The organism is Ralstonia pickettii, from assembly GCF_030582395.1.
GTDB classification, from domain to species: domain Bacteria; phylum Pseudomonadota; class Gammaproteobacteria; order Burkholderiales; family Burkholderiaceae; genus Ralstonia; species Ralstonia pickettii_D.
In genome coordinates this window covers 1,403,194-1,422,897 of the sequence record NZ_CP104381.1, presented here as the reverse complement: position 1 = coordinate 1,422,897, position 19,704 = coordinate 1,403,194, and the positions used below count along the sequence as shown (strand labels likewise).

General features: G+C 64.4%; 21 protein-coding genes. 3 read left to right on the top strand and 18 right to left on the bottom strand.

Translation table 11 applies throughout. The annotated features are described in order from the left end of the window. Positions 1-8: 8 nt before the first annotated feature. The 3 genes from N5B55_RS06895 to tsaB are packed head-to-tail and all read right to left on the bottom strand — an operon-like array spanning position 9 to position 2,064. Positions 9-803: a uracil-DNA glycosylase gene (locus N5B55_RS06895; protein WP_304539573.1), complete on the bottom strand. Its 795-nt coding sequence runs from the start codon at positions 801-803 to the stop codon at positions 9-11. Continuing rightward, positions 800-1,327 carry a ribosomal protein S18-alanine N-acetyltransferase gene (gene rimI, locus N5B55_RS06890; protein WP_304539572.1) on the bottom strand — a complete coding sequence of 176 codons (528 nt, stop codon included), beginning with the start codon at positions 1,325-1,327 and terminating at the stop codon, positions 800-802. The genes N5B55_RS06895 and rimI overlap by 4 nt, the downstream gene beginning before the upstream one ends. Next, positions 1,324-2,064: a tRNA (adenosine(37)-N6)-threonylcarbamoyltransferase complex dimerization subunit type 1 TsaB gene (gene tsaB, locus N5B55_RS06885; RefSeq protein WP_304539571.1), complete on the bottom strand. Its 741-nt coding sequence runs from the start codon at positions 2,062-2,064 to the stop codon at positions 1,324-1,326. Before tsaB ends, rimI begins: the two co-directional genes overlap by 4 nt. Before the next feature lie 173 nt (positions 2,065-2,237). On the opposite strand from tsaB, the gene N5B55_RS06880 reads away from it, so the two are divergent. Continuing rightward, positions 2,238-2,507, top strand: coding sequence for an acyl-CoA-binding protein (locus N5B55_RS06880; RefSeq protein ID WP_004626591.1), 270 nt, complete (start codon positions 2,238-2,240; stop codon positions 2,505-2,507). A gap of 44 nt (positions 2,508-2,551) precedes the next feature. Here N5B55_RS06880 and N5B55_RS06875 read toward each other — a convergent pair whose 3' ends face one another. The 4 genes from N5B55_RS06875 to N5B55_RS06860 all read right to left on the bottom strand — a co-directional run bounded on the left by N5B55_RS06875 (position 2,552) and on the right by N5B55_RS06860 (position 7,161). Further along, positions 2,552-4,009: a DHA2 family efflux MFS transporter permease subunit gene (locus N5B55_RS06875; RefSeq protein ID WP_304539570.1), complete on the bottom strand. Its 1,458-nt coding sequence runs from the start codon at positions 4,007-4,009 to the stop codon at positions 2,552-2,554. Positions 4,010-4,099: 90 nt separating this feature from the next. Beyond that, entirely contained in the window at positions 4,100-4,570 is a 471-nt protein-coding gene (locus tag N5B55_RS06870; protein WP_009238279.1) for an SRPBCC family protein, read from the bottom strand. 241 nt (positions 4,571-4,811) lie between these two features. Beyond that, positions 4,812-6,392 (bottom strand): malate synthase A, encoded by a 1,581-nt coding sequence (gene aceB / locus N5B55_RS06865; RefSeq protein ID WP_304539569.1) that lies wholly within the window; start codon positions 6,390-6,392, stop codon positions 4,812-4,814. 70 nt (positions 6,393-6,462) lie between these two features. Further along, positions 6,463-7,161: a haloacid dehalogenase type II gene (locus N5B55_RS06860; RefSeq protein WP_304539568.1), complete on the bottom strand. Its 699-nt coding sequence runs from the start codon at positions 7,159-7,161 to the stop codon at positions 6,463-6,465. 218 nt (positions 7,162-7,379) lie between these two features. Between N5B55_RS06860 and N5B55_RS06855 the strand changes: the two genes are divergently transcribed. Both N5B55_RS06855 and N5B55_RS06850 read left to right on the top strand, forming a co-directional pair. After that, positions 7,380-8,309 carry a LysR family transcriptional regulator gene (locus tag N5B55_RS06855; RefSeq protein WP_004626580.1) on the top strand — a complete coding sequence of 310 codons (930 nt, stop codon included), beginning with the start codon at positions 7,380-7,382 and terminating at the stop codon, positions 8,307-8,309. 84 nt (positions 8,310-8,393) lie between these two features. Beyond that, positions 8,394-8,828, top strand: coding sequence for a universal stress protein (locus N5B55_RS06850; RefSeq protein WP_004626578.1), 435 nt, complete (start codon positions 8,394-8,396; stop codon positions 8,826-8,828). A gap of 167 nt (positions 8,829-8,995) precedes the next feature. On the opposite strand, the gene aceA is transcribed toward N5B55_RS06850, so the two are convergent. The 11 genes from aceA to cysW form a co-directional block, all read right to left on the bottom strand. Beyond that, positions 8,996-10,300 (bottom strand): isocitrate lyase, encoded by a 1,305-nt coding sequence (gene aceA / locus N5B55_RS06845; protein WP_004626576.1) that lies wholly within the window; start codon positions 10,298-10,300, stop codon positions 8,996-8,998. A gap of 394 nt (positions 10,301-10,694) precedes the next feature. Continuing rightward, positions 10,695-10,958: a hypothetical protein gene (locus tag N5B55_RS06840; RefSeq protein ID WP_004626574.1), complete on the bottom strand. Its 264-nt coding sequence runs from the start codon at positions 10,956-10,958 to the stop codon at positions 10,695-10,697. A gap of 344 nt (positions 10,959-11,302) precedes the next feature. Beyond that, positions 11,303-11,722: a gamma-glutamylcyclotransferase family protein gene (locus N5B55_RS06835; RefSeq protein WP_304539567.1), complete on the bottom strand. Its 420-nt coding sequence runs from the start codon at positions 11,720-11,722 to the stop codon at positions 11,303-11,305. Continuing rightward, positions 11,719-12,210 carry a ribonuclease E activity regulator RraA gene (gene rraA, locus N5B55_RS06830; RefSeq protein ID WP_009277530.1) on the bottom strand — a complete coding sequence of 164 codons (492 nt, stop codon included), beginning with the start codon at positions 12,208-12,210 and terminating at the stop codon, positions 11,719-11,721. Before rraA ends, N5B55_RS06835 begins: the two co-directional genes overlap by 4 nt. Before the next feature lie 65 nt (positions 12,211-12,275). Then, positions 12,276-14,003, bottom strand: a complete 1,728-nt coding sequence (locus N5B55_RS06825; RefSeq protein ID WP_304539566.1) for a thiamine pyrophosphate-binding protein — start codon at positions 14,001-14,003, stop codon at positions 12,276-12,278. Between the two features lie 68 nt (positions 14,004-14,071). Continuing rightward, positions 14,072-14,905 carry a LytR/AlgR family response regulator transcription factor gene (locus tag N5B55_RS06820; RefSeq protein ID WP_304539565.1) on the bottom strand — a complete coding sequence of 278 codons (834 nt, stop codon included), beginning with the start codon at positions 14,903-14,905 and terminating at the stop codon, positions 14,072-14,074. Positions 14,906-14,908: 3 nt separating this feature from the next. Further along, positions 14,909-16,171, bottom strand: coding sequence for a sensor histidine kinase (locus N5B55_RS06815; protein WP_304539564.1), 1,263 nt, complete (start codon positions 16,169-16,171; stop codon positions 14,909-14,911). Beyond that, a complete protein-coding gene (locus N5B55_RS06810) occupies positions 16,171-16,482 on the bottom strand; it encodes a 2TM domain-containing protein (RefSeq protein WP_304539563.1) in 312 nt (103 codons plus the stop codon). Before N5B55_RS06810 ends, N5B55_RS06815 begins: the two co-directional genes overlap by 1 nt. Positions 16,483-16,610: 128 nt before the next feature. After that, a complete protein-coding gene (locus N5B55_RS06805) occupies positions 16,611-17,570 on the bottom strand; it encodes a CysB family HTH-type transcriptional regulator (RefSeq protein WP_009238290.1) in 960 nt (319 codons plus the stop codon). Between the two features lie 41 nt (positions 17,571-17,611). Beyond that, entirely contained in the window at positions 17,612-18,721 is a 1,110-nt protein-coding gene (locus tag N5B55_RS06800) for a sulfate/molybdate ABC transporter ATP-binding protein (protein ID WP_304539562.1), read from the bottom strand. Beyond that, a complete protein-coding gene (cysW, locus tag N5B55_RS06795; RefSeq protein WP_304539561.1) occupies positions 18,718-19,704 on the bottom strand; it encodes a sulfate ABC transporter permease subunit CysW in 987 nt (328 codons plus the stop codon). The genes N5B55_RS06800 and cysW overlap by 4 nt, the downstream gene beginning before the upstream one ends.

Genomic DNA, 19,704 nt, shown 5'->3' with positions numbered 1-19,704 from the left:
GCAGCTGACTACTGGCCGCCGCGCTCCGCGTAAATCTTGCGTGCGAGGCAGAGGTCTTCCCATGCGCGCGCCTTGTCGGTCAGCGTGCGCAAGAGGTACGCCGGGTGGTACGTCACCACCACGGGCACACCCTCCACTTCATGCACCTTGCCGCGCAGCTTGCCGACAGGCGTTTGCGTCTGCAGCAGGTTTTGCGCTGCAATGCGACCCAGCACGACGATGATGCGCGGCTTGACCAGCGCAATCTGACGCTTGAGATACGGATCGCACATCGCGGCTTCGTCCGGCTCCGGATCCCGGTTGCCGGGTGGGCGGCACTTGAGCACGTTGGCGATGAACACGCCCTTCTCGCGCGACAGGCCGATCGATCGCAGCATGCTGTCGAGCAACTTGCCGGCCTGGCCGACGAACGGCTCGCCCTGCTTGTCTTCCTGCTCGCCAGGGGCCTCACCGATCAACATCCATTCCGCTTCGCGATCGCCCACGCCGAAGACTGTATTTGTGCGACGCTCGCACAACTTGCACGAGGTGCAGTTGGAAACGGCGGCTTCGAGCTGCGCCCAATCGAAGGCGGCGATGCGCTCCGCGCGCGGGGCGGCCATGTCCGAGGGCGCATCCGTGACAGCCCGCTCGAATTGCGCAGCCGCAGCCACCAATGCGGGGGCTTCAGCTTCCACGGTAACCGGCTCGGCGACAGCCACTTCGATAGTCTCAACCGCTTGCAAGACAGTCGGCGCAGCCCCACGCAAGGTCCATTCGGTCGAAACGCCCAGCGCTTCGAGCATTCGGGATCGACGATTCATGCTGTCTCCACCCCGCTCGCCTCGCACACCATGCGCATGACGAGCGCATCTTCGCGCGTGTTGTTTTCGGCCGGGTAATAGCGCTTGCGCCGGCCGATCTCTGCAAACCCGCTGCGGTGATACAGCGCGACCGCCCCGGCATTGGATGGGCGGACTTCCAGCAGCAGGCTGCCGAAACCATGCGCCAGTGTCAGCGCCCGCGCCAGACGCAGCAGCCAATGCCCCAGCCCCTGGCGCTGCCATGCCGGCGCCACGGTCACGTTGAGCAGGTGCATCTCATCGACCACCGGCATGAGGATCAGATAGCCCGCGATTTCGTTACCGCCATCGCGCAGGACAATGGCGAGGTGGCCGGATTTGAGCGAATCCTCAAAGTTGCCGCGCGACCAGGGAAAGTTGAACGCCGCCTGCTCCACCGCCGCAACGCCAGCCAGATCGAGTGCCGTCATGCGCTCTGCGCGCCAGCCCGCAGGCAGCGGCGTCTGCGTGATGACGCGGGCCAGTGCGTTGTCGATCAGGCTCATGACTGCGCACCTGCGGCGGCCACTTTGGCCTGTTGCACGGCCTGCCGCTCTTCAATGGTGAGCGCGACCTTGTCACGCACATAGAGCGGCGCCGCATCTTCAGGCCGCACCGTATGGCCAGCAGCCAAAAGGCGCAGACCCAAGTCGATGATCTCGCGGGCGTGCGGCGCGACTTCCGGCAACATGGCGGCGGCGCCTGCCGCAATGCGCAACTGATCGCCGAATACTGCAGCAGCATTGCCCGCCAGCCAGTAAGGCTGCGCCGGCGCGGCAACACTCTGCGGCCCACTCACCTGAATGGCGGAAAGTGCCTGCCAGCCGGCGGCATCCTGCGCCGCGTCAACGGGAACGAAGCTGGCCCAGTAGCACTCGTCCATGCGCGCATCGAGAGCGACGGTCACGGCCGTGCCGGCCGGCAGCGTTGCGCGCGTCTGCTCGGCGCAGGCAACAAGCGAGTTGACCGGCACGACAGGCAGATCAGCACCGAACGCCAAACCTTGCGCCACGCCGCACGCCGTGCGCAGGCCGGTGAACGAACCCGGACCAGCACCAAAGGCGATCGCCGCGCAATCGGCCAGGGCGATACCGGCCTCGGCCAGCAATTCGGCAGCCGCCGGCAGCACGCGGCTACTGGAGCGCGGGCCGGTATGTTCGTGGCGGAACAACGTGCGCGTGCCGTCACCAAGGGCGACGGAGCAGAACTCGGTGGAGGTATCGAAAGCAAGAATCCAGGGCATGGCGGCATTGTACCGGCTGGTGTGGCGCCTGAATGCGCAAACCCGTGGCTGCGCCTCGAGAAACCGGGCCAAACATCGTGTAGAAAACCGAAGCCGTCCTCGAATTCAAACGGCCCGACCGCCCAACCCCGGCGCTATCATCGTCAGACCATTGTTTTCAGCCGGGAATCATCATGAGCGACCTGCAAGCCCGTTTCGACCAAGCCCAAATCGACGTCAAGGGCCTCTCCGAGCGCCCCGCCAACATGACGCTGCTGCGCCTGTACGCGCTGTACAAGCAAGGCGCCGAAGGCGACGCGCATGGCGACAAGCCGGGCTTTACCGACATCGTCGGGCGCTACAAGTTTGAGGCGTGGGAAGGCCTGAAAGGCACGTCGCAGGACGAAGCCAAGCAAAAGTACATCGACCTCGTCGAAGAACTGAAGAGCGGCGCGACGACCTGATCGTTAAATCTCCACACGAAGAACCGGGCCCGGCGCCCGGTTTTTTATTGCGCCGCAGGAATGACGGACGGCAGCGCCCGGCGACGCATGCGCCACGCGGCCAGCACGGCCAGCGCGCACAACGTGCCGAGAAAGACGAACGTCTCGTCGAAGGCCAGGATGCGCGCGCCGGGGTCGACCGCGGCGCCATGCACAGTTTCGATACCGCGCGTGGCGAGCCGCCATTGCAGAAAGATGCCCGTCGCCGACACGCCGATCGCCCCGCCCAATTGGCGCAGGAAGTTGACGGCGCTGGAGCCTTGGGGGATCAACGTGAAATCAACACCGCGCATGGCGCCAAGGCTCAGCGATGGCAGCACGAAACCGAGCCCAACCCGCCCGATGACGGCGATGGCGATCAGCAGCAGATAGCTCGTTGCCCGGGTGTTGGTGGCCATCAGGAAAAACGACAGCGCCAGGGCGGCCAGCCCGAACGACACAAGCCGGAAGGGCTCGACGCGATTGGTCAGGCGCCCAGCCAGCATGATCGTCGCGGCCAGCACGAGGCCAGCCGGCAGCAGCACCAGCCCGGCGCGCGACGGCGCATAGGCCAGCGCCACCTGCATATACACGGGCACCAGGTACGTCGAGCCATACAGCCCTGCCCCGTAGATGAAGGCTACGACCGCCCCCATCGCAAACTGCCGGTAGCTGAACAGCCGCAGATTCAGCAACGGCGACTCCACCCGCCGCTGCCAGAACACGAAGCCCGCCAGGCACACGGCCGACACGAGCATCAGCACAACGCCGTGCGTCACATCGCCGTGCAGCGCGACCAGCCCGTTGAGCAGCGTGACGGTCGCACCACCGATCAGCAGCAGGCCACGCCAATCGAGCGGTTTGGGCTCGCCCGCCATCGACGAATTGATGGCCATGAAGCGCCGCGCCATCGCCCAGCCGATCAGCGTGAACGGCATCACCACGAAAAAGATCGAGCGCCAGCCGAACAGCTCCACCAGGAAACCGCCCACGCTCGGACCCACGGCCGGCGCCAGCACCACGCCAAAGCCGAACAGGCCGAACGCCTTGCCCTGCTCCCGCTCGGGAAACACGCGCAGGATCAGGATGTTGGGCAGCGGCTGCATGATGCCGGCCGCAACCCCTTCCACGACCCGCATGGCGATCATCACTTCGTAATTGGGCGACAGGCCGCCCGCGAGCCCGCCGACGCCCAGCTGCAGCAACGCGCCGATAAACGTACGACGCAGCCCGAAACGCAACAGCAGCCACGGTGTGAGCAACATCGACAGCGTCATCGCCACCATGAAGCTGGCCGACACCCACTGCGCGCGTTCCTGCCCAAGCACGAAGTGCCGGCTCAGATCGGGAATCGCCACGTTGACGATGGTGGCCGAGATGACGGACGACACCGCGCCCACCATCAGCGTGAAGAGCACGAGCCACTTGAAGCGCTCGCCGTAACGTGCGCGCAGCGCCTCCAGGGTGGGCGTGAATGTCGTCATGGTCTCGTTGTCGTGATGTGTGAGACGACCAGGGTGCAAGCAGAGCAAACCCGGCGGGCGCCTCCTCCAGCGCCCGCCGGGCTGGACACGTCAGCCGAGGCGGCCGGTGGCGGCGATCTCCCGGATGCGGCGTACGGTGTCGATGTCGGATTCGCGGTAGGCGGATTTGACGATCTCGGCGTAGCGCGTGTCGCCGGTTTCGTCGGCATTGGGCAGCGTCGTGTCGTAGACGAAGCGGATGAACGCGGCGTTGGCCTCGTTGCTCTCGATTGTCATCGTCAGCGACCCGCCGGCGTGTTCGCCGGTGGCTGCGGTGGTGTAGGTCACGCGCTTGTGCGGCTCGAGCGTCACGCGATCCTGGATGCGCGCCTTGCCGAAGACGAGTTCGCGCTCGACCCAGCCGTCACCTTCAGCGGTGATGATGCATGCGTCCAGGCTTTCGACAAATTCGGTTTGCTCGCGCACGCGCAGCACCAGGCCTTGCCAGATCTGGTTCAGGGTGAGCGTGTCGATGAGGGGGTTCAGTGGATCGTTGACTTCCACCAGGTGTTCAAAGCGCAAAGCGGCCTCCGCAAGATTTCGTGACATTATCGCGCGGCTTCGCCTGCCTTCGCCAAATGAAAAAACGCCGGCGGGTTGCCCCAGCCGGCGTTTCCGTTGCGCGCTTTAAGCGTCGCTTAAAAATCGTTCACGGTCCGCAGCGAGCGACCCGAGGTTGGCGCGAGAAGCGCAGCCGTACATGAGTACGGCGAGCATCGCAGAGCCAAAAACGGGGCGCGCAGTAGGACCGTGAGCGATTTTTTTAGATTTCTTCGTACAGCGGCAGTGTCAGGAATTCGGCAAAGTCTTCCGACGTCGACATCTGTTCGAAGATTTCTGCAGCGCGGTCAAAGTGGCCCACCGCGCCCGTCTCCTTCACCTTGGCCAATTCTTCCGGGATCAGCTTGCGCACCAGTTCAGCCGTGACCTTGGTGCCGTCTTCCAGCTTGCCCTTCGGCGAGCGGATCCACTGCCACACCTGGGAGCGGGAGATTTCCGCCGTGGCGGCATCTTCCATCAGGTTGTGGATAGGCACGCAACCGTTGCCGGCCAGCCAGGCACCCAGGTAGTGGATGCCGACGTTGATGTTCATGCGCAGGCCACCTTCGGTGATCGGCGTTTCCGGCTGGAAGTCCAGCAGGTCCGCAGCCTTCACTTCCACGTCCGGGCGTTGCTTCTCGAACTGGTTCGGCTTCTCGCCCAGCACTGCCACGAATTCCTTCATGGCCGGCTCGACCAGGCCCGGGTGCGCCACCCAGCCGCCGTCGTAGCCGTCGGTCGCGTCGCGCTTCTTGTCGTTGATGATGCCGGCCATGGCGATGGCGTTCTTCTCCGGATCGTTCTTGATCGGGATCAGCGCGCTCATGCCGCCGATTGCGGGTGCACCGCGCTTGTGGCAGGTCTTGAGCAGCAGCAGCGCGTAGGCACGCATGAACGGCGACGTCATCGTCACCTTGGCGCGGTCGGCCAGGCAGAAGTTCTTGTCGACCTTGAACTTCTTGATGCACGAGAAGATGTAATCCCAGCGGCCGGCGTTCAAACCGGCGCTGTGCTCGCGCAGTTCGTACAGGATTTCTTCCATCTCGAACGCGGCGAGGATGGTTTCGATCAGCACGGTGGCCTTGATCGTGCCTTGCGGCAGGCCGATCTCGTTCTGTGCCATCACGAAGATGTCGTTCCACAGACGTGCTTCCAGATGGCTTTCCATCTTCGGCAGGTAGAAGAACGGGCCGGCGCCGCGCGCGATCTGCTCCTTGGCGTTGTGGAACAGGAACAGCGCAAAGTCGAAGATGCCGCCGGACACGCGCTCGCCGTCGATCAGCACATGCTTCTCGTCCAGGTGCCAGCCGCGCGGACGCACCTGCAGCGTGGCGATCTTGTCGTTGAGCTTGTAGGTCTTGCCGTTCTGCTCCAGCGTCAGCGTGCGGCGAATGGCAGCCTTCAGGTTGACCTGGCCCTGGATCTGGTTGTGCCAGCTCGGCGAATTCGAATCTTCGAAGTCGGTCATGTAGCTGTCCGCGCCCGAGTTGAACGCGTTGATGACCATCTTGGCATCGACCGGGCCGGTGATTTCCACGCGGCGGCAATGCAGTGCCGGCGGGATCGGAGCAACCTTCCAGTCGCCCTCACGCACGGCTTTCGTCTCCGGCAGGAAATCCGGGCGCTCGCCGGCATCCAGGCGCTTGGCGCGCTCGACACGGGCAGCCAGCAGCTCTTTACGACGCGGCTGGAAGGCACGGTGCAGCTTGGCGACCAGCGCCAGTGCGTCGGGGGTCAGAATGTCTTCGTAGGCCGGCAGAATCTCGGCCTTGATCTCCATGCCTTGGGGCAGCGTGAGCGCCATGGTTGTTCTCCAGAGGTTGATGTGAGGGTTGAACGGGTTCGGTCCTATACCTTGGCCGATTTGGTATGTCTTACGTCAGTTGCCTTGCCTGCACGAACTGCAGCAGATCGCGCATGTCGTGGCCAGCCGCGGTGGGCGCCACGTCGAGTGCCTCGGGCGGATGCCCCAGGCGGTTGATCCAGAACGTGATGAAGCCGTACCACGTCGCGCCGCAGGCATCCCAGCCATTGGACGAGACAAACAGAATCTGTTCCGCCGGCACACCAAAGGCTTGTGGCGCCAGCGCATAGGCCTGCGGCGCGGTCTTGTAGAGCTTGACCGCGTCGACCGACAGCACGTGATCGAACAGCCCGGACATACCGGCACTCTTCACGGCAATGTCGAGCATCTGCGGGTTGCCGTTGGAGAGGATGCCCAGCGGCAGCCCCATCTCGCGCAGGCGGCGCAGCGCAGGCACATTCTCGGGAAACGCCGACAGACACGCATATTCGCGCATCAGCGTGGCTTCGTCGTGGGCGGATAGCTCTACGCCCAGGCGCGCCGCCGCATAGCGCAGTGCATCGACGGTGATGTCCCAGAACGGCTTGTAGTGTTCGCCCGAAGGGCCGGCCAGCGAACGGATGCGCGTGTAGTCGATCTGCTTGTCGCGCCACAGGATCGACAGTGCTTCGCCCTTGCCGGCAAACAGTTGCTCGGCGCGCGCGGCCACGGAATACACGTCGAACAACGTGCCATAGGCATCAAACACCACTGCGCGAATCGAACGCATCAGAAGCTCCACGGACCCGAAGGCCACGCGCTCGCACGTTCCATTACGCAGAACGCCTTGCCGACCTTCGCAACGAGGGCCATTGTAGAAAAGCTGACGCACCGCACAAAGACGGCATTGGTCACTTGATCTTTAACTTTTACCGGTGGAATGACGAGTGATAACCTTTATATTCGTCACAATCCCGCAGACCCCGGTGGGCACGGTATACATCAGGCATGGATCATTTCAAGCAGCTCGAAACCTTTGTCGCCGTCGCCACGCGCGGCAGCTTATCCGCCGCCGCCGCCGCTGAGGGCGTGGCGCCTGCCATCATCGGGCGCCGCATCGACGCGCTGGAAGAACGCCTCGGTGTCAAACTCCTCGTCCGCACCACGCGGCGCATCACGCTGACGTTCGAGGGCTCGGCGTTCCTCGAGGATTGCCAACGCATTCTCAATGACCTGCACAACGCCGAGGCCAGCGTCTCGGCCGGTGGCGTGAAAGCCAGCGGGCACCTGCGCGTGACGGCCCCCGCCGGCTTTGGCCGCCGCCATGTCGCGCCGATGGTGCCGGATTTCATCGAGACACATCCGGATGTCTCGATGACGCTGGACTTGGGCGACCGCGTCGTCGACCTCGTCAACGAAGGCTTCGATTGCGCGATCCGCCTGGGCGACCTGCCCGATTCGAGCCTCGTGTCGATCCGCCTGTGGGAAAACCGCCGGGTGGTGGTGGCTGCGCCGTCGTACCTGGAGCGCCGGGGCGTTCCAACGCAGGTGGAGCAGCTTTCGACGCACAACTGCCTGGCCTTTGGCGCCAGTGCCAACGTGCAGCGCGGCTGGGTCTTCCAGCAAGGCGGCAAGGCCGTCACTGTCAAGGTGTCGGGCACGATGGAATGCACCGACGGCGCCGTGCTGCGCGAGTGGTGCCTGCAAGGCTATGGCCTGGCGTGGCGCTCGTGGTGGGAGGTCGGCCACGACATTGCCACGGGCAAGCTGGTCACGGTGCTCGATGCCTTTGAAGCGCCGCCGATTGGCATCCATGCGGTGTTTCCGCAGCGCAAGCACCTGCCGCTGCGCGTGCGTCTGTTCATCGATTTCCTCAAGAACACGTATGGCAACCCGGCCTACTGGCGCCGGGCGGACGCCTTGATCGGGATGGATTAGCAATCACCCCGAGTGGGTGAAACGCCGCATGCGGCCTACAATCAAGACAAGAACGTCTTCCCGCATCCCACCTCAGGAGGCCGCATGTTCCAGCACATCCTCATCCCCACCGATGGTTCCGAGCTGTCGCGCAAGGCGGTGGCGGGCGCGCTCGACTTTGCCAAGACGCTGGGCGCGCGCTTGACGGCCTACACCTGCCTTGAGGAATACCCGTACACGCCATTTTCCGAGATCGTCGTGGAGACACCGCAGGCGTTCAAAGAGCGGGTCGAAGCGCAGGCCCGCGTGGTGCTCAAGGACGTGGAGGACGCCGCCGTCAGCGCCGGTATCCGCTGCGACACCGACATGAGCTGCTTCGCCGTCCCGTACATGGGCATCATCGACGCGGCCGAGCGCCATGGCTGCGACGTCATCTTCATGGCCTCGCACGGCCGGCGCGGGTTGGCCGGGCTGCTGCTCGGCAGCGAAACGCAGAAGGTGCTCACGCATACCGAGATTCCGGTGATCGTCTATCGCTGAAGCCTGCGGCGCTCCCGCTACGCAAGCCGCCCCGCCCCGGGCGGCTTCTCTTTTTCGGTCGGCCAAGACGAAAAAAAACCGCGCCGTTGAGGGAGCGCGGTTCGAGAGGCCGGCGTGTGGTCAGCACGGCCGGCCCGGATACCTGGGTGCCGGATGCGTCGGCGGCCTCAGGCAACCTTCTTGGCTTGCGCCGTTTCTTCGAAGAATTGTTCGTCTTCGGTCGAGCCCTTGAGCGCCGTGGTCGACGCCTCGCGCTCGATGGTCTGCGTCACGGCATCGAAGTAGCCCGTGCCGACTTCGCGCTGGTGCTTCACCGCGGTGAAGCCCTTTTCCGCCGCCTTGAATTCAGCCTCTTGCAGCTCGACGAATGCGCTCATCTGGTTGCGGGCATAGCCGTACGCCAGGTTGAACATCGAGTAGTTCAGGGCATGGAAACCGGCCAGCGTGATGAACTGGAACTTGTAGCCCATGGCGCCGAGTTCCTTCTGGAACCGGGCGATGGTCACGTCGTCCAGGTTCTTCTTCCAGTTGAACGACGGCGAACAGTTGTAGGCCAGCATCTTGCCCGGGAACTTGGCGTGAATGGCTTCCGCAAACTTCTTGGCGTATTCAAGATCCGGCTTGCCGGTTTCGCACCACACGAGGTCAGCCACTTCCGCGTAGGCCAGGCCCCGCGAGATGGCCTGCTGCAGACCCGGCTTGGTGCGGTAGAAGCCTTCGACGGTGCGCTCGCCGGTGCAGAACGGCTTGTCGTTCTCGTCCACATCGGTGGTCAGCAGGTCAGCGGCTTCTGCGTCGGTGCGGGCGATCAGCACGGTCGGCACGCCCATCACGTCGGCAGCCAGACGCGCGGCCACGAGCTTGCTCACGGCTTCGCGGGTCGGCACCAGCACCTTGCCGCCCATGTGGCCGCACTTCTTCACGGCGGCCAACTGGTCCTCAAAGTGCACGCCGGCCGCACCGGCCTCGATCATGGCCTTCATCAGTTCGAACGCGTTCAGCACGCCGCCGAAACCGGCTTCTGCATCGGCCACGATCGGGGCGAAGAAGTCGATGTCGTCCTTGCCTTCCGACCATTGGATCTGGTCAGCGCGCTGGAACGTGTTGTTGATCTTCTTGACGACCTTGGGCACCGAGTCCACCGAATACAGCGACTGGTCCGGATACATCTCGCCGTTGCTGTTGGCATCACCCGCGACCTGCCAGCCCGACAGATAGATCGCCTTCAATCCGGCCTTGACCTGCTGCATGGCCTGGTTGCCCGTCAGTGCGCCCAGGGCGTTGACGAAGGGTTCGTTGTTGATCAGGTTCCACAGCTTTTCGGCACCACGCTTGGCCAGCGTATGTTCGATCTGCAGCGAACCACGCAGGCGCACGACATCTTCGGCGGTGTAACCGCGCTTGATGCCCTTCCAACGCGGATTGGTATCCCATTCCTTCTGCAGCTTTTGCACTTCGAGTTCGCGTGACATCGCACTCTCCTGTTTGATCGCATCCATCAAATAAAAACCGGTATCTCACTCTGCGCCTTGAGCCGCTGGCGCCTTCTTGGGGCGCTGCTGGTTGGCTCAAGTCATATGTCTTATATAAGAGTGTAGAAAGGGCGGGTGCAGCGCAACAAGGAGAACATGTGTGCAGGCGGAAGTTTTTATCTATTGTTTTTCAAGTACTTACCAACAATATTTCATGATGCGGAAAGATTTTTTCTATCATGAAAGGCAGGGATGGTGCCGCGCGGTGCGAATTTTTGCGGACCAAAACCCCTTTCCGCATTATGAAAAATCGTGGAGATCTCTCCATCACATCGCGGTGCCACAAAAAACGCCGCAGATGCGGCGTTCAGGATGGCGATGATCGCGTGTGCGCTCAGGACGGGCGCTCTAAGTCCGCCAACACATCCCATTGCAGAAGATCCGGCGCCTTGCCCCGCAGGGCCGCTGTTACGAACAGATAAATCGCATCGATGAAACCGGCCCGAAACTCGCGCGGCAGTGCATGCGTGATGCCGTCGATTTTCGAGCGTAGGCGCATGGCCACAAAGGGCCGGCCGGCACGCGCATCAACGTGCGTACGGCAAAGAAAATCCTTGGCTGCCAGGGCGCCAGATTGGTAGTGCCGTAGCGCGTTCAACGTGCACCTCCATAAAGCGGATGCCAGGGGATGCAAGACGGTGGGGAGGGATAAGACGCGGGGCGATGCCCGCTTGATGCGATAGACATGACGTCTCCTAGATGAAGAGGCCAGCCGTTCGCTGCTAAACGAGGGTGGCGGGCCTGACGACGGCGTTAGCAGACCGGCCATCTAGAAACCGGCAGACCCGAAGGTCTCACCGCCCGGCCCGCCATGAAGCATAGGCGTGCACAAGCACCGGACATTGTCCGTCTAGATGGCACATCTGGTGGGCTGCTAAACCCGGCTGCTCGAATAAACAGCGCGCGAATTATATCGTGCGCCCCTCCCCCTCCAAATCGGAATCAGCCTCGAGACAAGCGATGCGCCACCCAATCCCCGCCCGTGATGACGGGCCGCCCGGCAATGTGCTGCGGACTGACCGGATAGACAATGCAGTCGACCGGTTCGCTGCCCAGCATGACGGCGTGGTTCTCGCGCAGGAACAGCGCGTCCCCACCGGGGTAGACCTCTTCGATCTCGTCCAGCACCGGAACGAGCGCCGCATCGATGCGATATACATCGCCACGTACGGCGGTGCCGGTCGGGTCCAGCACGAGGCCGGGGTACGCACCAAAGTCGTACAGACGGCCGTGCAACGTGGCGGTACCGAGCAGCTCCGGTTCGGGAATGCCGCGCCTGGCCGCGGCAACGCGCAAATCATTCGCCTCACCGGCCCGCAGCGTGCCGTAGACGAATACGTGGATGGCATTGGCGCGGGTCATTCGAGCATGTCCTGCGAAACGAGCACGCCGTCTTCGTCGGCATAGATCCACTCGCCAGACTGGATGTACGCGCCCGGCATCTGCACGCCGACTTCGCGCTGCCCGGCGTTCTTCTTGATGCTCTTGCGCGGGTGCACGGCCAGGGCGTGGATGCCGACGTTGCATTCGGCCAGCTCGCGCGTATCGCGCACGCAACCGTTGAGCAGAATGCCTTCCCAACCGTTCTCTTCTGCCAGCTTGCCCAGGTTGCCGCCCACCAGGGCGCAGCGCAAAGAGCCGCCGCCATCGATCACCAGCACGCGGCCCGCGCCCTGTTCTTCCAGCGCGGCGCGTACCAGGCCGTTGTCTTCAAACACCTTGAGCGTGGAAGCCGGGCCGGCAAATGCAGCGCGCTTGCCAAAGCTGCGGAACACCGGCGCGAGCACACGCAGGCTGCCGTACACCAGCTTGTCTTCGTGCATGTCGCACAAATCAGTCACGGGAATCATCGTCATGGCAATGGAGGGTTTGGGATTGGCGTTGGCGAAATAAGAAACAAGAAACGAAGGCGGAATCAACTGCGCGACTGTGCACGCAACGAGTCGATCGTCGCACGCGGGCTGATGATGTTCGGATCGGTCTGCACCTCGATGACGGAGGCAACGCTTGCCGCGAGCGCCGCCTCCACCGCCGACTGGAAACCTTCGAGCGAGCGCACCGTGTGCCCTTCAGCGCCGTAGGCCCGCGCTAATGCGGCGAAGTCCGGGTTGCGAAGGTCGGTGCCGCTCACGTGCTCGGGATACTCGCGTTCCTGGTGCATGCGGATGGTGCCGTACATGCCGTTGTTGACCACGATAAAGATGACCGGCGCGTTGTACTGCATCGCGGTCGCCAGTTCCTGGCCGTTCATCAGGAAGCAGCCATCGCCGGCCATGCAGATGACGGGTGTGTCGGGGCAGATGATTTTGGCCGCCACTGCGGCGGGTGCGCCATAGCCCATCGCACCGCTGCTCGGCGCCAATTGCGTACGCGAGCCTGCCGCCAGCGCACCGTATTGATAGAAGCGATGCAGCCACGTGGCGTAATTGCCTGCGCCGTTGGTCAGGATGCTGTTCTGCGGGAGGCGCTCGCGCAGCCATTGCATGGCGCGGGCCATGTCGATGCCCTTGCCTCCAAACGGCGGCGGCGCGATGTTGGCGCGGTAATCGGCATTGGCGGCCTCTGTCCAGGCGGACCAGCGCGGCGGCGCATCCGGCGATACGCCGTCCAGTGCTTCGGCAATCGCGGGCATCGACGCGTGAATCATCAGGTCCGCCTGGTAGACGCGGCCCAACTCCTCCGCGCCGGCATGCACATGCACCAGCGTCTGCTTCGGGCGCGGCACGTCGAAGAGCGTGTAGCCCGAGGTCGTCATTTCGCCCAGGCGTGTGCCGATAGCGAGCACCAAGTCGGCGTCTTTCACGCGCGTCGCGAGCTTCGGGTTGATGGCGATACCGACATCACCGGCGTAATTCGGGTGGCGGTTGTCGAACAGGTCTTGCCGACGGAACACGCAGCCCGCGGGCAGATTCCAGCGCTCGGCAAAGGCCTGCATGCGGGCGGCGGCTTGCGGCGTCCAGCCGGAACCGCCCAGCAGCAGCATCGGACGCTCGGCGTCCTGCAGCAGCGTCTTCAGTTGGGCAAGATCACGCGGGCCGGGCCAGGCCATCACGCGAGCTTTCGTTGCAAACTCCGGCGGCACATCCTGCACGGTCGCAACGTCGGTCAGCATGTCTTCGGGCAACGCCAGCACCACGGGGCCGGGACGCCCGGCGGTGGCAGTCTGGAAGGCGCGTGCGATGTATTCGGGGATGCGTTCGACGCTATCGATCTGCGCGACCCACTTGGCCATCTGGCCGAACATGCGGCGGTAGTCGATTTCCTGAAACGCTTCGCGGTCGACGAAATCGCGGCCGACCTGCCCGATGAACAGGATCAGCGGCGTGGAGTCTTGAAATGCAGTGTGTACGCCGATGCTGGCGTTGGTGGCGCCCGGCCCGCGCGTGCAAAAGACGATGCCGGGGCGCCCGGTGAGCTTGCCGTACGCATCCGCCATGTTGGCCGCGCCGCCCTCTTGCCGGCAGACGATGAAGCGGGCGCGGTCGCGGCGCTGGTAGAAGCCTTCGAGCACCGACAGGTAGCTCTCGCCGGGCACGCCGAAGGCCATGTCGACGCCGTGGGCCAGCAGTGCATCCACAAGGATCTGGCCGCCGTGGCGGGGCTCAACGACAAGGCTGGCAGGGCGTGCGGCTGGTGTCTCCATGGCGGGTGCTCGCGCTCTCGATCCGTTGACGACACAATGGATCATAGCGGAACGCGCCGCCGCGGCGACTACATCTGGCGGAACAAATGTGCGTATTGCCGCGCGACGGGCAGCGTCTCGGTGCGTCCGCGGATTTTCAGCCCCAGGCGGCCCAGCGACAGATGCACCGCGCTCGACACATGCGCCACGTTGACCACCGTACCGCGGTGCACCTGCCAGAAGTGCTCGGGGTCGAGCTGGGTCAGCAGTTCGCGCAGGCTGGTGCGGATGAGCGATTCGCCGCTGCCCGCCACCACGTTGACGTACTTGTCGGTCGCTTCCAGATAGATCACGTCATCCACGGGGATGAAGCGCACCTCCTGCCCGACCAGCGCCTTGATAAAGCGCAGATACCCACCCTGCGGCGTGGCACGCGTTTGGGCAGCGCCCTGCAGGCCGGCAAGGCGCTCGACGAGTTCCGCCAGCGTCTGCGCGGGGTTCGTGGCAAGGGCGTCGGCGTTGCCGCTCGGGCGCGTGCCGAGCCGGTCCTTCAGCCGCTTGACGGTCTCAGCCAGGCGCTCGGTCTGCACGGGCTTGAGCACGTAGTCGACCGCGGCCTGCTCGAAGGCATCGAGCGCGAACTGGTCATACGCGGTGACGAACACCACCAGCGGACGCACATCCCGCTGCGATAGCTCGCGCGCCACATCAATGCCCGACAACCCCGGCATGCGGATATCGAGAAAGACCACATCGGGCCCCTGCCCGTCGGCCGCGTCGTCAATCACGTCGAGAGCGGACTGACCGTCGTGCACGGCCGGCAGCAACGTGGCCTCGGGCCATAGCGCCGCCAGTTCAGCGACGAGGTTTTCAGCCAGTGCGGGTTCGTCGTCGGCGATGAGCACGCGTGGGGAAGCAGGCATCGGTCAGGCTCCGGCGGACGCGCGCGAAGAAAGCGCGCCGGTGGCGTTAGCGGTTGAGCGGGAGAAGCGGCAACGCCATTCCGGCGCGTCGGGCTGGGACGGCGCGCGTGCGGTTTCGTGCGCCAACGGCAGCTCGACAATGATCGTCACGCCGTGCGGAACGGTCTCTGTGATCGTCAGGCGTGCATCGCCATCAAACAAGCGCGACAGGCGTTCACGCACGTGCGTAAGGCCCAGCCCCGATCCCTTGGTGCCATCGTTGCCGAAGCCGACACCCGTATCGCGCACTTCCAGCACGAGCCGCTCGCCCTCGCTGCCGGCCGCCAGGCGCGCAGACAGGGCGATCTCGCCGCCCTCGCGTGCGGGCTCGATACCGTGCACCACGGCGTTTTCCACCAGCGGCTGAATCAGCATCGGCGGGATGACGATGTTGGCGATGGCGTCGTCCAGCGCCAAGGAGAAACGCAGGCGATTGCCGAAGCGCAGCGCCTGGATGTCGAGATACGCGCGCAGCAGCGCAAATTCCTGCGCTAGCGTGCACTGCTCGGCACGTGCGTGCGAAAGCGAGCTGCGCAGAAAGCCGATCAAATGCTGCAGCAGACGCCGCGCGCCGGCCGGGTCGCGCGCGATCAGCACATCGACGTGCGCCAGCGAGTTGAAAAGGAAGTGCGGTTCGATCTGCGCCTGCAGCGCCATCAGTTGCGCACGCACCATCTGCTTCTCGGCCTCTTCGCGCTCCAGCGCATCGAGCGCAGCCTGACGCTGCAACGCAGCCAGCTTGCCGCGCGACCAGTAGTAATACGTTGCCCCGAGCGCGGCGAGCATGGCGATGATGAAGCTCATGCGCAGGCTGTCGGCGCGCCAGGGTTCCGCGTTGGGGTTGTTCAGGCACAGGATCGTCCGCGCGATCCACTGCCCCAGCGGCACGCCGATCAGCACTGCGCCCACGACGATCCACGGAAACATCTTCTTGTTGGGCGGGCCGTCTCCCCACAGCACGTGGCGCGGGATGCCGATCAGCGAGAACATCGACAGCCCGATTGCCTGGCTGAAGATGAAGTCTTTCCAGAACGTCTCTTCCGGCCGGATGCCGAACGCAAGCACCGCCGCAATCAGCGTATTGATGACGATGATGACGGCGTAGCGGATCACCCAGCGCCGGACCAGGCGCAGGCAATCGGCAAGCGAAGGGAACGACACATTGGCGAACATGCGGGCGATCTTACCGGACGGTTCTCCGGCGTTGAAGCGTGGGGTTTCCCGCATCACCGGCGGCCGGCCTGGTCGCGCAAACGGGCGAGTTCCTGGTCGACCATGCGCTGGTAACCGTTGCCCTGGCTCCAGGCCAGGCTCAGGCCGTGCGCGGCCAGGCCCAACCCCCAGCCCAGCAGCGGCCACACAAACCAGAATTGCCCGCGTGACAGCGCAATCGCCGCCAGCCCGGCGTTCACGGCCAGAAACGCCAGCAGATGAATGCGGAACCCCAGGCGCGCGCCAGCGCGGTGTCGAGCGCGGCGCAGCAGCGCCTCGTCGGAATCAGCGGATGGGGAAGTCGGGGTGTAAGGCATGGCGGACATGGCGGTCTCTGATGGAGCCGAAGATGTCCGCAGTATAGAAACGGCGCCTGGGCAGGCGCCATCCGGATGCGACGAATGGTGCGATTGGACGGATGAACGGCGCGCAGCCGGCCCCGAGGGCGGGAGGATTACGCCGCCAGCACCTCTCGCACCGACTGCGACACCACCGTCGAAGCCACGGCCTCCGCTACCGTTTCGCGCGACAGATGCGGCGCAAACATCCCGATGAAGTCGTGCGCATAGCCACGCAGGTACGCGCCACGGCGCACCGCCACACGCGTGGTATTCGGCTCGAACAGATGGTCCGCGCCGATGCAGACAAGGTTGTCGTCCTTGCGTCCGTCATACGCCATCGACGCGATGATGCCCACGCCCACGTCCAGCGCCACGTAGGTCTTGATCACGTCGGCGTCCATGGCGGTCAGCACGATCTCGGGGTGCAGGCCGGCACTGGCAAATGCCGCGTCGATGTTGCGTCGGCCCGTAAAACCGGCGTCGTACGTGATGAGTGGGTATTGCGCCACGTCTTCCAACGTCGGGAGCGGGTTCTTGGTCAGCGGATGGTCCGGGCTGACCACCAGCACGTGGCGCCAGCGGTACGCCTCGAACGACGTCAGCCCCGGCTCGTTGGCCACCGCCTCGGTGGCGATACCGATATCGGCCTGCCCCGTCAGCAGCAGTTCGACGATGTGCGAGGGCGATGCTTCCTGCAGCGCCAGCGTGACGTGCGGATATTCCTTGCGGAACGACTGCACCACCTTGGGCAGCGCATAGCGTGCTTGCGTGTGCGTCGTCGCCACGGTCAGGCGGCCCGATTGTCGGCCGGAGAATTCCTCGCCGGCCTGGCGCAGGTTTTCGGCTTCGAGCAGCAGGCGCTCGACAATGCGGACGATCTCCCGGCCCGGTTCGGTCAAGCCCGTCAGGCGCTTGCCGTAGCGCTCGAAAATCTCCACGCCAAGTTCATCCTCCAGCTCGCGAATCTGGCGCGACACGCCGGGCTGCGACGTGTACAGCGCGTTGGCGACTTCAGTCAGGTTGAACTGGCGGCGCACCGCCTCACGGATGGAACGCAGTTGCTGGAAGTTCATGGCTCGTGTCCTCTCGTATTGGTTGTCGTCGGAGCGTCGTGTTACACGGCGGCTTGCGCGACGGGCCGTGCGTTGCCTTGCGCGAACACGCGGATCGCGCGCGGGCGCACCACCAGCGTTTCGCCTTCACGGAAGCCCTCGGCGCGGAAGCGCTCGATGGGCAGGGAGACTTCGATGATGTCGTCGGTGTCTTCGCGCTCCAGCTCAAGCTGCGCGATGGCGCCCAGCGTGAGCGCGCGGCGCAGCGTTACGGGAATGCCCTCGGCGCCCGGCGCATAGCGCTCCAGGTCGATCTCGTGCGGGCGCACGAAGGCCACCGCCTGATCTGCGCGGGACGAATCCACCCCGCCTGACGGCACGGCGATGGCCGAATCGCCCACGTGCAGCACGCTGCCGCCCTCGCTTTCCTCCAGGCGCCCGTGGAACAGGTTCACGTTGCCGAGGAAGCCATAGACGAACGGCGTGGCCGGCGTGTTGTAGACCGCGGCGGGGCTGCCGACCTGCTCCACCTGGCCGCGGTTCATCAGCACCACGTTGTCGGCCACTTCCAGCGCCTCTTCCTGGTCGTGCGTGACGAACAGGCTCGTGACATGCAGATCGTCGTGCAGGCGGCGCAGCCAGCGTCGCAGTTCCTTGCGCACCTTGGCATCGAGCGCGCCGAACGGCTCGTCAAGCAGCAGCACGCGCGGCTCCACCGCCAACGCACGCGCCAAGGCGATCCGCTGGCGCTGTCCGCCCGAGAGCTGCGGCGGGTAGCGATCGGCCAGCCAATCCAGCTGCACGAGTTCCAGCAGTTCCTTCACCTTCGCGCGGATCTGCGCTTCACTCGGCCGCTGCGCGCGCGGTTTCACACGCAGGCCAAAGGCCACGTTCTCGAACACCGTCATGTGCTTGAACAGCGCGTAATGCTGGAACACGAAGCCGACCTGGCGCTCGCGCACATGCTGGTCCGATGCGTCTTCGCCGTTGAGGTGAATCGTGCCCGAATCGGCATGCTCCAGGCCCGCGATGATGCGGAGCAGCGTGGTCTTGCCGCAGCCCGACGGCCCCAGCAGCGCGGTGAGCTCGCCCTGCTTGAAGTCGAGCGAGACATCGTTGAGGGCAACGAAATTGCCGAAGCGCTTGGTGATGTGTTGAACCTGGATGCTCATGCTGCGCTCCCTTCGAGCGGAGATTGCACGGAGATGTGCGAATTCGGATTCGACGATGACGAGGACGCTGCGACGCGTGCGCCGGGGCCTTCGCCCACGCCGGCATCTGCGTCAGCCAGCTCGCGGCGGCTGCGCCATTCGACCAGCGTCTTCAGCGCCAGCGTCACGAGCGCCAGCAACGTCAGCAACGACGCCACGGCAAACGCGGCCGCGAAGTTGTATTCGTTGTAGAGAATTTCCACGTGCAGCGGCATCGTGTTGGTCAGCCCGCGAATGTGGCCCGACACCACCGACACCGCGCCAAACTCGCCCATCGCCCGCGCGTTGCAGAGGATCACGCCGTACAGCAAGCCCCACTTGATGTTCGGCAGCGTCACGCGAAAGAACGTCTGCCAGCCCGAAGCGCCGAGCACGATGGCCGCCTCTTCCTCTTCGCTGCCCTGTGCCTGCATGAGCGGAATCAGCTCGCGGGCCACAAACGGAAACGTAACGAACACGGTGGCCAACACAATGCCCGGCACGGCAAAGATGACCTTGAAATCGTGGTCCGACAGATACGGCCCGAACCAGCCCTGCGCGCCGAACAGCAGCACATAAATCAGGCCGGCAATGACGGGCGATACCGAAAACGGCAAGTCGATCAACGTGAGCAGCAGGTTCTTGCCGCGAAATTCGAACTTGGCGATCGCCCATGCCGCTGCCACGCCAAATACCACGTTCAGCGGCACGGCAATCGCTGCGGTGGTCAACGTCAGGTAGATGGCCGAAAGCGCATCGGGCTCCACCAGCGCTTCGAGATAGACGTCGACGCCCTTCTTGAACGCCTCGACAAACACGCTCGCCAGCGGCACGAACAAGAACAATGCCAGGAACACGAACGAAACGAGGATCAGCGTGACCCGCACCCAGGCGGATTCAGCCGTCGCGCCACGGCGGCCCACAGCGGGCACCTGACCAAGTTGACGGGAAACAGTACCGGCCAT

What these genes read in the sequence shown, in the direction of transcription:
- N5B55_RS06895 (WP_304539573.1), bottom strand. Translation starts at nt 803, where the DNA reads ATGAATCGTCGATCCCGAATGCTCGAAGCGCTGGGCGTTTCGACCGAA.
- rimI (WP_304539572.1), bottom strand. Translation starts at nt 1,327, where the DNA reads ATGAGCCTGATCGACAACGCACTGGCCCGCGTCATCACGCAGACGCCG.
- tsaB (WP_304539571.1), bottom strand. Translation starts at nt 2,064, where the DNA reads ATGCCCTGGATTCTTGCTTTCGATACCTCCACCGAGTTCTGCTCCGTC.
- N5B55_RS06880 (WP_004626591.1), top strand. Translation starts at nt 2,238, where the DNA reads ATGAGCGACCTGCAAGCCCGTTTCGACCAAGCCCAAATCGACGTCAAG.
- N5B55_RS06875 (WP_304539570.1), bottom strand. Translation starts at nt 4,009, where the DNA reads ATGACGACATTCACGCCCACCCTGGAGGCGCTGCGCGCACGTTACGGC.
- aceB (WP_304539569.1), bottom strand. Translation starts at nt 6,392, where the DNA reads ATGGCGCTCACGCTGCCCCAAGGCATGGAGATCAAGGCCGAGATTCTG.
- N5B55_RS06860 (WP_304539568.1), bottom strand. Translation starts at nt 7,161, where the DNA reads ATGCGTTCGATTCGCGCAGTGGTGTTTGATGCCTATGGCACGTTGTTC.
- N5B55_RS06855 (WP_004626580.1), top strand. Translation starts at nt 7,380, where the DNA reads ATGGATCATTTCAAGCAGCTCGAAACCTTTGTCGCCGTCGCCACGCGC.
- N5B55_RS06850 (WP_004626578.1), top strand. Translation starts at nt 8,394, where the DNA reads ATGTTCCAGCACATCCTCATCCCCACCGATGGTTCCGAGCTGTCGCGC.
- aceA (WP_004626576.1), bottom strand. Translation starts at nt 10,300, where the DNA reads ATGTCACGCGAACTCGAAGTGCAAAAGCTGCAGAAGGAATGGGATACC.
- N5B55_RS06835 (WP_304539567.1), bottom strand. Translation starts at nt 11,722, where the DNA reads ATGACCCGCGCCAATGCCATCCACGTATTCGTCTACGGCACGCTGCGG.
- rraA (WP_009277530.1), bottom strand. Translation starts at nt 12,210, where the DNA reads ATGATTCCCGTGACTGATTTGTGCGACATGCACGAAGACAAGCTGGTG.
- N5B55_RS06825 (WP_304539566.1), bottom strand. Translation starts at nt 14,003, where the DNA reads ATGGAGACACCAGCCGCACGCCCTGCCAGCCTTGTCGTTGAGCCCCGC.
- N5B55_RS06820 (WP_304539565.1), bottom strand. Translation starts at nt 14,905, where the DNA reads ATGCCTGCTTCCCCACGCGTGCTCATCGCCGACGACGAACCCGCACTG.
- N5B55_RS06815 (WP_304539564.1), bottom strand. Translation starts at nt 16,171, where the DNA reads ATGCGGGAAACCCCACGCTTCAACGCCGGAGAACCGTCCGGTAAGATC.
- N5B55_RS06810 (WP_304539563.1), bottom strand. Translation starts at nt 16,482, where the DNA reads ATGTCCGCCATGCCTTACACCCCGACTTCCCCATCCGCTGATTCCGAC.
- N5B55_RS06805 (WP_009238290.1), bottom strand. Translation starts at nt 17,570, where the DNA reads ATGAACTTCCAGCAACTGCGTTCCATCCGTGAGGCGGTGCGCCGCCAG.
- N5B55_RS06800 (WP_304539562.1), bottom strand. Translation starts at nt 18,721, where the DNA reads ATGAGCATCCAGGTTCAACACATCACCAAGCGCTTCGGCAATTTCGTT.
- cysW (WP_304539561.1), bottom strand. Translation starts at nt 19,704, where the DNA reads ATGGCCGGTACTGTTTCCCGTCAACTTGGTCAGGTGCCCGCTGTGGGC.